Genomic DNA, 12,768 nt, shown 5'->3' with positions numbered 1-12,768 from the left:
GAATGAAGGAAGGGGGCGACAAAATGTCAGATCCATTTATTCAAAACGAACAATATAATCTCATCAAAGAACAAGTGATGCTCGTCAAAGAGAGTCGAATGCAAAGCCTGCCGCCTTCTGTCTTGCGAGCAGTCATCGACTTGGCACAATCGAAAGTGATGTATGCATTCCCTGAGGCAACGACTGAACAACTAAAGCTGTTACAGTTCACAACGCTACAGACGAACGAAGCGTTCGACGAATATATGCAACGATTACGAGAATGGGTTCAACCATTTCCCGTTATTTCTGCCGAGCAACTGAAGAGTTTGTTCCCGAAACAAAAGAAGCTTCGTTTACCGGAGTTATCCGATGTTGATTTTGGACGACTCACGTATCTAGGTTGGAACGATGGACGTTCCAATCAAAAGTTGATAATTTGCCAATACGAAGGTCAATTGATTGGCATTGCATGTAAACCGAGTACGAATACGAAGAAAAATATATGTGCCTTTTGTAATCAGTTCACGGATGTGACGTACTGCGTTACGATCACGAAAGCGAAACAAGCGAAAAATCCGGACTATTACAAAGCCATCGGCACATATGTATGTGTAGACAGTAAGACGTGCAACGAACACATCACGAGCCAAGAGGCTTTGCATACTTTTGTTCATACAGCGTTACAGGCCTGACGAGAGAGTCGGGCTTTTTATTTTTTATAAAATACTGTACAACCTTTCCGATATCTCTTTAGATAGAATCCAAGAAGTTCTAATTTAAAAAGGAGGAAGCGGATGAAACACGCAGTGATTTTTGATATGGACGGAACATTGTTTCGGACAGATTTGATTTTAGAGTTGGCGTTGGATGAAACGTTTGAACACCTACAAAAAAATGGAGAATGGGATGGGCCGACACCGATTGACGAATACCGAAAGATCATGGGCGTACCATTGCCCGTTGTTTGGAAAACCTTGCTCCCACGACACGACGAACAAACTAGAGAAGAGGTCGATGCCTATTTCTTAACACGACTCATCAAAAACATCGAAAACGGGAATGGAGCATTATATCCGGGGGTACTCGAACTGTTTGAACAATTGTATCAAATGGGGCATTCCATCTTCGTCGCAAGTAATGGTTTGGTGGACTATTTACAAGCCATCGTCACGCACTATGAATTGGATCGTTGGATCACAGCAACATACAGTATTCAACAAATCGACACGTTGGATAAGGCCGATTTAGTGGCTGGAATCGTGAAGAAGTATGAGATTCAGGACGGCTTCGTAGTCGGAGACCGATTATCGGATATCTCGGCTGCACGAGCGAACGGACTCATTTCAATCGGCTGTCGTTTTGATTTTGCGCAAGAAACAGAATTGAAAGAAGCGGATTATATCGTGAATCATTTATCGGAAGTACTCGACATCGTTCTAAAGGAGACGGTTTCGCTATAAGTGAATCGATTTCGAGATTGGTCTCGTAAGTAAAGGACTACAACAAAATCGGAGGGATTATCATGCACACGCTCTACATGAAACAAAAAGTGTTCAGTCTACGCGGGCGCTTCACTATCAAAGATGCGGACGGACATGATCAATATTTCATCGAAGGTAGCTTTATGAAGTTTCCGAAGTCATTTGAAATTAAAGACATGAACGGTCAGACGGTCACAACGATTACGAAAAAGACGTTCAGTTTTTTGCCGAAATTTTTTGTGGAAGTGGACGGCACAGATATGATGACCATCTCGAAAGAGTTTTCATTTTTCAAACCAAAATATTCCATCGATGCGGCCGGGATCGATGTCCAAGGCGATTGGTGGGACATGGACTTTAATGTAACGAAGAACGGACAATCGATTGGAAGTGTGCAAAAGAAATGGTTCTCGTGGGGCGATAGTTACGAGATTCGTGTCGAAGAACCGGAGATGGAGCATTTGCTCATCTCTATCGTCGTAGCGATCGATTGCGCGAAAGCAGATCAAGCAGCGGCATCTAGCGCAGCAACATAAAGGGGAGTATCGAATGGAATTTTGGGACGTCTATACGGTCGACCGAGAAAAGACCGGTCGCACGTGGCAACGCGGAAGTCGATTGCCGAAAGGGGAATACCATCTTGTCATCCACGTATGTATCTTTAACGAGAAGGGCGAGATGTTGATTCAACAGCGCCAACCGTTCAAGGATGGTTGGGCAAACATGTGGGATATTACAGTCGGTGGAAGTGCCACGGTAGGAGATACAAGCCAGCAAGCGGCGATGCGGGAGCTCGAAGAGGAGATAGGGCTCAAGCTTGATCTATCTCAGACACGACCGCATCTGACAGTCAATTTTGACGAAGGATTTGACGATATCTATTTGGTCGAAATGGAAGTGGATTTGAACGAGCTGACGCTTCAAGAATCTGAAGTGCAAGCCGTGAAGTGGGCGGATGAGGCGACGATTCTTCAGATGATTCAACAGCATGAATTCATACCGTATCACACACCGATGATACCGTTACTGTTTGCCATGCGAGGTCAATGGGGAGGAATTGATCGTCATGCATACGTACAAGTGGATAAATGAACCGAATAGCGTGAACGGATTTGAACCGCTCACTTTTCGCACGCTGCCAGACACAGACTTTTGGCGAAATACACATTACGGATTTAACCGCATGACGGCGCATGCACGACTAACAGACGTCAAAGCCAAACGATTTACATGTCGGGCGACAATCCAAATGGAACCGAGCCATACATATGATCAGGCCGGAATCGTCTTATATGTGAATGATGACCATTGGATCAAGACGTCTGTCGAGTACATTCCGGACGGACCGTCCCATCTTGGCGCAGTCGTCACCTCGTTTGGCTATTCGGATTGGTCGACACGTGATTTTTCAAATGACATGGTTCGCAATCCGTTGACGTTTGAAATCGTGTATACAGATGGAGATGTGGAGATTTTCTTTGAATATGGTGAAGATATGCGTGAACAGCTTCGCATCGCCCATCTTCATGACGTATCGACATTACGTATCGGTCCATATGCCTGTAGCCCGGATGTGAATGCGACAGGTTTTGACGTGACATTTTAGAATTGGGAACTACGGGAAGCATCGACGTGAGTCTGAAAAAAGGAATTTCTCATCGTGAGAAATTCCTTTTTTTAGCGTTTTCGACTGATCAATCGTGCTGTCCGTAAAATTGATGGCAACAATTTACGACGCTGGCGGAACGCAAGATAGCGTCCTTCCCAAGACGGTTTGAACTTCTGTTTGAACTGTCGTAAGCCACTGAACGGATAAATGTAACTGATGTTTTCAAAAATGTCGGCGGCGACGCGTTCCGGCCAATGGGAGAACGTCTGCTCTCCGACGGCGGCAAGTGGTGCCACGCCGAGCCCGACATGATCATGGCCTTCTGCGCGAGCCCATTCGATGATGTGAAGGATCAACACTTCAATCGATCCGGTCGGCGCATCATTTTTCGAACGCATCAAATCGATGGAGATGGCCCCGTCTCCCCGGAGTAGCGAAATGAAAGCCACGACGACACCGTCCGCATCTCGCAACAAGGCAATCGGATAACGTGTCAACGTTTCATAGTCGAAGAATCCGAGAGAGAAGCCTTTCTCATTTCGATTCCCAATCCATTCGTCTGAGATGTCTTTTAACTCTTGTAACAGCAAGAGGCTCGGCTCACAGACGATGTCGAACGTGACCCCCTTCTTCTCAAACTGATTGTAGAGGGATCGCATATTTGCACGCTTCTTTCCGGATAAGGAGAAAGCCGAGACGTCAATCGTCGCCTCTTCCCCTAATTTGAAGAACGTGAATCCGGCATCATGGAGGCGAGGCATCCAATTCGGTGTAATTTGATAAAATAAAGGAATATACCCGATTCGATCCGCATCTTCAATGAATCGTGTCAAAAGAGAAGTCGCAGCCTGCTTCTCGCCTTGGATATCACCAAGGACGATGGCATGGTTCCGCGCTGTCGCAAACAATAGACACGCATCTCCGGCCTCGTCCATGTAAAAACGCTTATCTGCCATATGGGCCAAGTCAAAACTGCTCGATGTGGGCTGTGTTGCTTGGAACTGTCGGATGCGATGTTCATCATAGGCCTCTCCAAGCGCCGGACGTTTCCAACGATCGAACAAGAGCAGCAGTACACTTGCTACGATTGAAGTTAACAATAAGACGAACGTCGTCAACCAGCCGGCTTGATGCGATGTGAAGAACAAGTCGTCTGTACCTGCGAATGACTGCAACAAGAGGGCGTGGGTGCCGACATAGAGCAGGACGTAAATCAAGCTTCGGATGAGACGTCCTGTCGTTAAAATCGAGCGGTATCGGACGTGTCGTTTACGTGTCAACCAGACGAACATCGCAAACCCGATGACGACGAAGGTCTCAAACAGGTTTAAACCACGAGCGATGACCCCGATGGTCGCCAAGATGAAGGCAGTATTGAGTAACCAGAGCGTTCGTTTTGTCCGCACATACATGCCATAGACAGACAAAAACATGAGAAGCCCGGCACTCAATAAGAAAAGGGTCCCAATCCATTCAAACCAGCGATTCACTTCATAGAGCGGCGTTACGCTCGGGAGAAGCGTCTGGAACCAAATCAACAGACTGCTCATGAGTGCGATGAGACTTCCAGTCAAGCGTCCAATCCTCGCAAGCGTCCGCGAAACGATGCGCCAGACGACGGTCCCAATCTCATAAGAAGACCCGATGATTGGTCGATACTCGATTTGTTTGACGACCTGATCTCCGAACGCGATGGCTGCGAGAAAAAGTCCAATTAAAAAGGGAACGACAAAATAAACGAATCGATAGATGATTAGTGAAGACAAAACGATGTCTTGATGAATCCCAAGTTGAGTCATCCCAACGAGATACAGTAAGTCAAACGTTCCAGCACCCCCAGGGACGAGGGAGACGACACCGACGACCGTCGCGACAATGAATACCCCGAAGAGTTGCACGAACGAGGCCGACCCGTCTAGTAACGTCAAGGCATAAATGGCGACGAATCCTGCGGTGACCCATTCTGCGAGCGAGGTCATCGTGTACCCGAGCAGAGTGGACCACCCGACATTTGATCGGCGTGATGTGACGAACAAATAAAATGGGAGCATCGCACTCACGGCGAGTAGCACCGGCCAAATCCATGGTTTCGTACCGATAAGCCCGCCAGCCGGGAAAATCCCGAGGAGCACACCGATGGAAAGAATGGACAGACCACTGATGAGTGTCGGGGTCATCCAGCCGATGGCACGGAGTAGGCGTTTCGTATCCGTATAGGGACGGTAGAGGGAGGTACGAAGGGCAATCCCAATCACGCCGCCGAAGCCGAGCATCCCGTTCATCGAGTTCGTGATCCACGCTGTTTGAACGATTTTTCGTTTCGGTAGCTCGATATGTAAAGAGCGTAGCAGGAAATAGTCATAGCCCGTCATCGTCAAGACAGCGATCCCACCGAGTAGGATGAGTGTGAACTGTTCCCAACCGGTCAGTTGTTTCAGTGTCGTGAAGGCGGTCGCGAGCGAGAGGTCTTTCAACTCTTGTCCGCTCTGAATCAAAATCAAGCCGATTAACGCTATAGGAATGAGCCATTTTAATTGTTTCCATGAAAAACGAGTACGCATTGCGATCTTCTCCTTATCTGCCATAGGACTGACAGCAGCTTCTGTCTAAATCGTACTATAGGATACGATTGAAATCTGTAAAACGTTTCAAAAAGAGGGGATTGTAAGCGCAAGAAAGAGGACGAAATGTTGATTTTAGATTTGCTACAGTGAGAGAAGAAAGAGGTGTGGAGATGTTGACGTTTGACGAAAAGTGGGCGAAAGTGCTCGCCTGCGATGCAACTTATGACGGATTGTTCTATACAGCCGTAAAAACGACAGGGATCTATTGTCGACCATCGTGCCGATCCCGCAAACCGAAGAAAGAGAACGTTGATTTTTACGTAACGAGAGAAGAAGCGGAGACAAATGGATTTCGACCGTGCAAGCGATGTCAGCCAGAAGTCGAACACGCCCCACACCGTGCGCTCGTTCAACAAGTGACGGCGTATCTCGTAAACCATTATAAACAACCCATTCGCCTTGAACAGATTGCCGAACACGCCCAACTGAGTCCCTTTCATTTGGAGCGGACATTCACCCAGGCGACAGGAGAGACTCCGAGGCAACTACTTGAACGGATTCGAATCGACAAGGCGGCTTATTTATTGCGAACGACCGACATGAGTAATCTGACGGTCTGCTATGAGGTCGGGTTTCAAACACCATCGAACTTTTACCGTGTGTTCCGACAAGTAAAAGGCTGTACACCGAACATGTATCGAAAAGGAGAGGACCTATGACAGAGATGCTACTTGCTGTTCAGCAGCCGTTTGATTTTCAAGAGTGTCTCGTCTTTTTAAGTCGGTCAGAACAAGAAGTGCTCCATGTGACCACACCTGACACGGTTCGAAAGTTGATGCGAATCGGGGAACGGCTCATCCTGATCGAGCTTCGAGAAGAGGGGAATCACATTCATGTACGGTTCCCTTTCGATGAAGTATCAGAGACAGAAAAAGAACGTGTCGCACGTGAGGTACGAGACTGGTTAGACCTTGATCGTGATTTAGCGCCGTTTGAAGCGATGGGTGAAGAGGATGAATTGCTGGCTCCTTTGATTGAAGCACATCGCGGATTACGGATGATTGGCTTTCCAGATTTGTTCGAAGCACTCGTTTGGGCCATCATCGGGCAACAGATCACCTTGTCGTTTGCGTATACGATCAAACGACGCTTTGTTGAACGATATGGAGACCATCGAGTCGTCGAAGGAAGAGCGTACTGGACGTTCCCGTGGGCGGAACGAATCGCCTTGCTCGAACCGGAAGAATTACGTGAGCTTCAATTCAGTCGCAGGAAAGCAGAGTATGTCATTGATATTGCACGGGAAATAACGAATGGAGACCTGTCAAAAACGGCTTTACAATCACACTCTTCAGCTGATATCCGTCAACGGTTACTCGCGATAAGAGGTGTCGGAGCATGGACGGCAGACTATGTGTTGATGAAGTGTTTTCAGGACGCATCAGCCTTTCCGATTGCGGATGTCGGATTGCATCAAGCGATTCAGCATCAGTTAGGGACAGCGAAGAAACCAACGATTGAAGAAGTGAAGCGTTACGGTGAATCGTGGCAAGGTTGGGAAGGATACGCGACATTCTATCTGTGGAGGTCATTATATGGGAACGTATAAATTAGACGTGGAGACACCGATTGGCGTCCTAGAAATCATCGGGACGGAGCAGGTCGTTCAATCGATCTTATTCGTCGAACGGGAAAGCAAACGAAGTATGGAGCAAGATGTACCAAATGTATTGCGACAGTGCCGGGATGAACTAAACGCCTACTTTCGTGGCGAGCGTATGACGTTCACGTTCCCGACTGAGCAAATCGGGACAACGTTTCAGCATGACGTGTGGGATGCGTTACAAACCATCCCGTATGCGGAGACGGCTTCTTACCGCGAACTTGCCGAACGCGTGAAGCGACCTACGGCTGTTCGCGCAGTCGGAGCAACGAACGGACGCAACAAACTGAGCATCGTCGTGCCTTGTCATCGCGTCATCGGATCGACTGGGAAATTGACGGGCTATGCCGGTGGACTTTGGCGAAAAGAATGGCTCCTGCAACATGAAAAACAAGTCGCACATCACCCCCAGTAAAAAACATTTCCCCCTCCAAATCTGCTACACTAGAAGAGGTCCTATCGTGACGTCGGAATCGACGAAGTTATAGGATGATTCCCGTCACTTATGGAGAAAGTTTTGGAGGAATGCATGATTAAATTATTAGCAGATTCAACGTGTGACTTATCGGATGAAGTGCTTGAACGGTACAACATCGGGGTCGCGCCGTTGATCATCACCATGAACAATATGTCTTACCAGGACCGGGTGGATATCCAGCCGGATGATTTTTACGGAATGTTGGAAGCGCTCCCGGAATTCCCGACGACGGCGATGCCGAGCCCGGCGACGTTCTTGAAATTGATGGAAGATGCGGTCGCTGCCGGCCATGAGGAGATTTTATGTATCTGTATGTCGAGCGGCACGAGCGGCTCGTATCAATCGGCGGTCATCGGAAAAGAGTACTTTGAAGAAGCGCATCCTGACTCACCTGTCAAAATCTATGTCGTCGACTCTCGTTCGATGAGTCACGGTAGCGGCTGGCTGTTGCTGAAGAGCGCACAGATGCGTGAAGCCGGTTCGACGTTCGAAGAGCTCGTTGATTTCAATGAGACGTACAAGACAAAAGTAAAACACTTCTTATCCGTAGATGACCTCGACCATTTGATCAAGAGCGGACGGCTCTCAAACGCGAGTGCCATTATCGGAAAACTACTGATGGTAAAACCCATCATGAGTATGAAGAACGGGAAAGGTGCCATTGTTGCCAAGGAACGAGGCACCCGTAAAGTGCTGAAGCATTATACGGACGAGTTCGTGAAACGCGTCAACCCGGACATCACGAATTTCGTGATCATCGGGTACACATCGGACCAACGGATTGCGGAGAACTTAAAAGCGAAGCTCGAAACCGAAACCGATTTTGCCGGCGAGATTTACCTCATGCAGATGGGTGTCTCGGTCGGGACACATGTCGGGCTTGGTGCCATCTCGATGTTTTTCGTAGAGAAGTGACAAAAGCCGTCTCATCGCGAGACGGCTTATTTGTTTGGCCAAATATGCTCGATGACCGGTGTGCTGTCGTGATAATCGAGACGATAGACATCTGGGTTACGCATCTTACGCCATGTCTCAAAGTCATATTGCGGGTCGAGATGTTGCAATAAGAGTGCGAGCAGATTGCCGTGTGTCACTAATAGGGTCGAAGCATGCGGAGCTTTGGCGTGCTCGACGACTTGTAGGATGCGCTGCGTCGCCTCCTCAGCCGATTCGGCACCAGGCAACTTGAACGTCGGGTCGCTGAACGACTGACGTAATGGGGTCAGCCAGTCTTCGAGCGGTTCGTGAGATAGGATGCGTTCTCTCAGTAACGGTTCACGTTCAATCGAGAGGTGATGAGCATCGGCGAGTGGCGTGACCGAAGCGACTGCACGGGTATAATCGCTTGAGATGATCCGGTCGATTGTGAGTTCAGAAAAGAAATCGCGAAGCCATAAAGACTGTGCGTGACCGTCTTCTGTGAGCGGTGCGTCAGGTTCTTGGCCCGCGGCTGAGCAGTGGCGAACCAAATAGAGTGTGGGCATATGGATTCTCCTTTTCAAAACGCTCGATTACCAGCAAGATAAGCGTGTCATCGAGTCATTATGACTTGTGATGTATGCAATCTCCTCAAATTCATGCAAAGAAGCATTTTCGTAGAGAGAGTTGAGCATCTGTGGGTCTTTACAGTAGATTGTGACGTCTTGACTGTCGATTACCAATAGAGCGAATTCACACGTACTATGTAAAAAGTCTTCATACGTTACGATTTCCGAGGACATATTCGGTTGGAACGCCTTGATATCAACGAAAATCAAATAATGTTCATGTTGCGTGAGCAGTTCAGCGAATTGACGACCATCGATTACGGTTGAATCCGAAAACAATAGGCAATCCAGTTGCCCATCTTTCACAATGTACGATTCCTCATCAACCACTTTCCATTGGTATCGATCAAGAGGGATTGGACTTAAGATTGCTTGTAGAAATTGCCCATATTGATTGGGTATTGTAAAACGTAAACCACGTCTCAAAAGAACACCTCCTTCATTTGATGGGATCATCCCATTTTCATAAAAAGTTTCAGCACAAAAAATCATACATAACCCTTATCATTCATCACAAAAGAGTTATAATCGGTATAACGATTATAAAATATACGATTGAGGAATGGGGATTCTTCAATCGTATGACAAAAAATTCAGGGGATAAGGATGGGGTTTTCATGAGCAGTACGCAAACGAGAACAGACGTCATTTTGATTGGGGCAGGGATTATGAGCGCAACGCTCGGTTCACTCTTTAAAGAGCTCGTACCGGAGTGGAACATCAAAGTGTTCGAAAAGCTCGATGCAGCAGGGGAAGAAAGTTCAAACGAATGGAATAACGCGGGTACGGGACATGCCGCACTTTGCGAATTAAACTATACAACAGAGAACGCAGACGGGACGATTGACATCTCCAAAGCGGTCAACGTCAACGAGCAGTTCCAAATCTCGCGCCAGTTTTGGGCGCATCTCGTCAAGCAGGGACTGATTGAGAATCCAGGAGCCTTTATTCGTTCAATCCCACATATGAGCATGGTCCAAGGGGAGAAGAACGTCGACTTTTTGAAACGCCGTTTGGAAGCGCTCACAACGAATCCGTTATTTGAAGGGATGGTCTTATCAGACGACCCGAGTCAATTACAGGAATGGATCCCGCTCATCATGGACGGACGGACACCGGATGAACCGATTGCCGCGACGAAAATCGACTCAGGGACAGACGTGAACTTTGGCGCATTGACACGTATGTTGTTTGACCATCTCACATCGAACGGGGTCGAGCTCAACTACGGTCATAGCGTCGAGGACGTGAAGCGCCTCGAGAACGGTCATTGGGAAGTGAAAGTGAAAGACATGTCTCGGAATACGATTGAGACGCATACGGCACCGTTTCTCTTTATCGGAGGCGGTGGTGGCAGTTTGCCGCTCTTACAAAAGACAGGGATTCCGGAATCGAAACAAATCGGTGGGTTCCCGGTCAGCGGCCTCTTCCTCGTTTGCAAAAATCGTGAGGTCATCGAGCAACATCACGCCAAAGTGTATGGTAAAGCGAAGGTCGGGGCACCACCGATGTCGGTCCCGCATCTCGACACTCGTTTTATCGATGGACGCAAAGAGTTGCTGTTTGGACCGTTCGCCGGCTTCACGCCGAAATTCTTAAAAACAGGATCGAACTTGGATTTGATTCGTTCGGTCAAGCCGAACAACGTCATCACGATGCTTGCCGCTGGGGCGAAAGAGATGCCACTTACGAAGTATTTGATCGAGCAGGTACTCTTGTCTCACGACAAACGGATGGATGAACTCCGTGAATTCATCCCGAATGCCAAGAATGAAGATTGGGAAATCGTCGTGGCGGGGCAACGTGTGCAGGTCATCAAAGATACACCGCAAGGAAAAGGAACACTTCAATTCGGAACGGAAGTCGTCAGTTCTGAAGATGGGTCGGTCGCGGCACTTCTCGGTGCTTCTCCAGGCGCATCGACGGCCGTGCACGTCATGTTGAAAGTGCTCGAGCAGTGCTTCCCGCAATACTTACCGGAGTGGGAACCGAAAATCAAAGAGATGGTCCCGTCGTATGGCTTGAAGCTGTCGGAACATCCGGATTTATTCAAGACGATTCACGAATCGACGGCGGTCACGCTCGGTTTAGAGGAAAAGGACATGGTTCACAATTAATAGATTCAAGACGAGTATACAATCGTATGCTCGTCTTTTCTTTGAATTCTGTGGGAGGGAACCAAAAAAGTGGGTATTTACAGAAATAGGAATATGGAAAAGAGGTGATGGCTCATCAAGCCGATTAAATTGAGTCACTGGGAGCAGAAAAAATATGCGCGTTATTTACGTCATCTGCGAACATACGATGATCACTTTGAGTATTGTGTCATTCCGAACTATGAGGAGTATGCCATGGAATTGAAGACAGAGTCGATTCAACTCGCTGATTGTTTTGCTGTGCTGATGCGTCAGAACGATCACTATATCCTCGTCTCCATAGCGTTAGATGGAGAATGGGAACTCAAACGTGTGTTGCAATGGCTCGACCTCCACGAAGTGAGATTGTTTCATCCTACACAGGACACATTGATTCTGTCGAACGTACAGGATGTGATTGATGCGGTCACATTTCAAGGATACCCTCTCGTACTAGTCGAGAAGGGAACAAACGTGTTATTCGTCGGTCCTGAATATCTAGAGGAAGTGACAGACGAATTTGAGCACTATCACAAAATTACGAATACGGCGTCGGCAGAGTCACTCCAAATTGAAGATGAATAGGGAGCGGTGTCTCATGAATCGAATCGGATTGAAAGAGTTTGTTGAGAGGGGCACTACGAATGAATACTTACGACCGTTTGTCAGTAAATGCAAAACGTCGAACCCCAATGTTTTCATTGTAGGCATTAATCCGGCCTCTTCGATTTTGAAAACAGATGTGGATCATGATGTCGATCGATACATTGATTTAATAATGGACCGGGAATCGTTTCTAACATTCATTCAGCAGAAGAACATAGAAAAGGGGAAGCGACCTTTTTCAAAGACAAGGATTGGATTGAATCAACTGGTTAATCAGTTAGAAACGCAGTCGAATGAAGCGATTGAAGTGTTAGAGACGAATATCAATGCGTATGCGACGCCAACAGCAAAAAAACTAAAAGCAATTCATCCTTCTATTAAACAAAGCGGTCAAGAATGGTTTCACAAATTAATGCGTGAACATACTCCAGCTGTCGTCATCGTGCATAGTCTGGATGCGACACGTGATTTGATGAAATGGTTAATCGCCAACGAGATGATACAATCATCGGTTTACAATCGGTCTTATCGGCTCAGAGACTGGATTGACTTGGGTCCTATTCCGATCAACTATCCTAGTGGTGCGACAGGCGTCGTGTTTTGCACGAAGCACTTGAAGTACTATGGATGGAAGGGAAATGCGTTTCAACAGTTAAGAGAGGATGTATTAACCCAATTTAACGAGAGATGACAAAAACCGTTC

General features: G+C 47.5%; 15 protein-coding genes. 12 read left to right on the top strand and 3 right to left on the bottom strand.

The window, feature by feature from the left end:
* Nucleotides 1-23: 23 nt before the first annotated feature.
* The 5 genes from KNO71_RS13895 to KNO71_RS13875 all read left to right on the top strand — a co-directional run bounded on the left by KNO71_RS13895 (nt 24) and on the right by KNO71_RS13875 (nt 3,069).
* Nucleotides 24-674, top strand: a complete 651-nt coding sequence (locus KNO71_RS13895; RefSeq protein WP_214684932.1) for a FusB/FusC family EF-G-binding protein — start codon at nt 24-26, stop codon at nt 672-674.
* A gap of 102 nt (nt 675-776) precedes the next feature.
* Nucleotides 777-1,442, top strand: coding sequence for an HAD hydrolase-like protein (locus KNO71_RS13890; protein ID WP_214684934.1), 666 nt, complete (start codon nt 777-779; stop codon nt 1,440-1,442).
* 62 nt (nt 1,443-1,504) lie between these two features.
* On the top strand, nt 1,505-1,999 hold the full coding sequence (locus KNO71_RS13885; protein WP_078145988.1) for an LURP-one-related/scramblase family protein: 495 nt from the start codon (nt 1,505-1,507) through the stop codon (nt 1,997-1,999).
* Nucleotides 2,000-2,012: 13 nt separating this feature from the next.
* Nucleotides 2,013-2,555 carry an NUDIX hydrolase gene (locus KNO71_RS13880; RefSeq protein WP_214684936.1) on the top strand — a complete coding sequence of 181 codons (543 nt, stop codon included), beginning with the start codon at nt 2,013-2,015 and terminating at the stop codon, nt 2,553-2,555.
* Complete coding sequence (locus KNO71_RS13875) at nt 2,530-3,069, top strand: DUF1349 domain-containing protein (RefSeq protein ID WP_214689017.1); 540 nt, start codon at nt 2,530-2,532, stop codon at nt 3,067-3,069. Before KNO71_RS13880 ends, KNO71_RS13875 begins: the two co-directional genes overlap by 26 nt.
* Before the next feature lie 71 nt (nt 3,070-3,140).
* Here the strand turns inward: KNO71_RS13875 and mprF are convergent, their stop codons facing one another.
* Entirely contained in the window at nt 3,141-5,633 is a 2,493-nt protein-coding gene (gene mprF / locus KNO71_RS13870; RefSeq protein ID WP_214689015.1) for a bifunctional lysylphosphatidylglycerol flippase/synthetase MprF, read from the bottom strand.
* Between the two features lie 173 nt (nt 5,634-5,806).
* On the opposite strand from mprF, the gene KNO71_RS13865 reads away from it, so the two are divergent.
* The 4 genes from KNO71_RS13865 to KNO71_RS13850 all read left to right on the top strand — a co-directional run bounded on the left by KNO71_RS13865 (nt 5,807) and on the right by KNO71_RS13850 (nt 8,692).
* Nucleotides 5,807-6,355: a bifunctional transcriptional activator/DNA repair enzyme AdaA gene (locus KNO71_RS13865; RefSeq protein WP_031424154.1), complete on the top strand. Its 549-nt coding sequence runs from the start codon at nt 5,807-5,809 to the stop codon at nt 6,353-6,355.
* Nucleotides 6,352-7,245 carry a DNA-3-methyladenine glycosylase family protein gene (locus tag KNO71_RS13860; RefSeq protein WP_214684942.1) on the top strand — a complete coding sequence of 298 codons (894 nt, stop codon included), beginning with the start codon at nt 6,352-6,354 and terminating at the stop codon, nt 7,243-7,245. Before KNO71_RS13865 ends, KNO71_RS13860 begins: the two co-directional genes overlap by 4 nt.
* Entirely contained in the window at nt 7,232-7,714 is a 483-nt protein-coding gene (locus KNO71_RS13855; RefSeq protein ID WP_214684944.1) for a methylated-DNA--[protein]-cysteine S-methyltransferase, read from the top strand. The genes KNO71_RS13860 and KNO71_RS13855 overlap by 14 nt, the downstream gene beginning before the upstream one ends.
* Before the next feature lie 114 nt (nt 7,715-7,828).
* On the top strand, nt 7,829-8,692 hold the full coding sequence (locus KNO71_RS13850) for a DegV family protein (protein ID WP_214684946.1): 864 nt from the start codon (nt 7,829-7,831) through the stop codon (nt 8,690-8,692).
* A 26-nt stretch (nt 8,693-8,718) separates the two neighbouring features.
* Here the strand turns inward: KNO71_RS13850 and KNO71_RS13845 are convergent, their stop codons facing one another.
* Both KNO71_RS13845 and KNO71_RS13840 read right to left on the bottom strand, forming a co-directional pair.
* Nucleotides 8,719-9,261, bottom strand: coding sequence for a histidine phosphatase family protein (locus KNO71_RS13845; protein WP_214689013.1), 543 nt, complete (start codon nt 9,259-9,261; stop codon nt 8,719-8,721).
* A gap of 27 nt (nt 9,262-9,288) precedes the next feature.
* Complete coding sequence (locus tag KNO71_RS13840; RefSeq protein WP_214689011.1) at nt 9,289-9,750, bottom strand: DUF2691 family protein; 462 nt, start codon at nt 9,748-9,750, stop codon at nt 9,289-9,291.
* Nucleotides 9,751-9,941: 191 nt separating this feature from the next.
* Here KNO71_RS13840 and KNO71_RS13835 point away from each other — a divergent pair, with 191 nt between their 5' ends.
* The 3 genes from KNO71_RS13835 (at nt 9,942) to KNO71_RS13825 (ending at nt 12,756) form a co-directional block, all read left to right on the top strand.
* Nucleotides 9,942-11,441, top strand: a complete 1,500-nt coding sequence (locus tag KNO71_RS13835; RefSeq protein WP_214689009.1) for a malate:quinone oxidoreductase — start codon at nt 9,942-9,944, stop codon at nt 11,439-11,441.
* A 234-nt stretch (nt 11,442-11,675) separates the two neighbouring features.
* The gene (locus KNO71_RS13830; RefSeq protein ID WP_214684953.1) at nt 11,676-12,044 is read left to right on the top strand and encodes a hypothetical protein; all 369 of its coding nucleotides are present in this window, start codon (nt 11,676-11,678) and stop codon (nt 12,042-12,044) included.
* Nucleotides 12,045-12,057: 13 nt separating this feature from the next.
* Complete coding sequence (locus tag KNO71_RS13825; RefSeq protein ID WP_214689007.1) at nt 12,058-12,756, top strand: hypothetical protein; 699 nt, start codon at nt 12,058-12,060, stop codon at nt 12,754-12,756.
* Nucleotides 12,757-12,768 lie beyond the last annotated feature (12 nt).

It is taken from the genome of Exiguobacterium sp. s163 (assembly GCF_018617135.1).
In the GTDB taxonomy this organism is placed as follows: Bacteria; Bacillota; Bacilli; order Exiguobacteriales; family Exiguobacteriaceae; genus Exiguobacterium; species Exiguobacterium profundum.
Note: the sequence above shows the minus strand (reverse complement) of the source record. Positions and strands in the feature narration are given on the sequence as shown.

Bases quoted from the DNA above. Each gene is read 5' to 3' on its own strand.
- KNO71_RS13850 (WP_214684946.1), top strand. From the start codon at position 7,829: ATGATTAAATTATTAGCAGATTCAACGTGTGACTTATCGGATGAAGTG.
- KNO71_RS13860 (WP_214684942.1), top strand. From the start codon at position 6,352: ATGACAGAGATGCTACTTGCTGTTCAGCAGCCGTTTGATTTTCAAGAG.
- KNO71_RS13830 (WP_214684953.1), top strand. From the start codon at position 11,676: ATGGAATTGAAGACAGAGTCGATTCAACTCGCTGATTGTTTTGCTGTG.
- KNO71_RS13890 (WP_214684934.1), top strand. From the start codon at position 777: ATGAAACACGCAGTGATTTTTGATATGGACGGAACATTGTTTCGGACA.
- KNO71_RS13855 (WP_214684944.1), top strand. From the start codon at position 7,232: ATGGGAACGTATAAATTAGACGTGGAGACACCGATTGGCGTCCTAGAA.
- KNO71_RS13895 (WP_214684932.1), top strand. From the start codon at position 24: ATGTCAGATCCATTTATTCAAAACGAACAATATAATCTCATCAAAGAA.
- KNO71_RS13845 (WP_214689013.1), bottom strand. From the start codon at position 9,261: ATGCCCACACTCTATTTGGTTCGCCACTGCTCAGCCGCGGGCCAAGAA.
- KNO71_RS13865 (WP_031424154.1), top strand. From the start codon at position 5,807: ATGTTGACGTTTGACGAAAAGTGGGCGAAAGTGCTCGCCTGCGATGCA.
- KNO71_RS13835 (WP_214689009.1), top strand. From the start codon at position 9,942: ATGAGCAGTACGCAAACGAGAACAGACGTCATTTTGATTGGGGCAGGG.
- mprF (WP_214689015.1), bottom strand. From the start codon at position 5,633: ATGCGTACTCGTTTTTCATGGAAACAATTAAAATGGCTCATTCCTATA.
- KNO71_RS13875 (WP_214689017.1), top strand. From the start codon at position 2,530: ATGCATACGTACAAGTGGATAAATGAACCGAATAGCGTGAACGGATTT.
- KNO71_RS13885 (WP_078145988.1), top strand. From the start codon at position 1,505: ATGCACACGCTCTACATGAAACAAAAAGTGTTCAGTCTACGCGGGCGC.
- KNO71_RS13880 (WP_214684936.1), top strand. From the start codon at position 2,013: ATGGAATTTTGGGACGTCTATACGGTCGACCGAGAAAAGACCGGTCGC.
- KNO71_RS13825 (WP_214689007.1), top strand. From the start codon at position 12,058: ATGAATCGAATCGGATTGAAAGAGTTTGTTGAGAGGGGCACTACGAAT.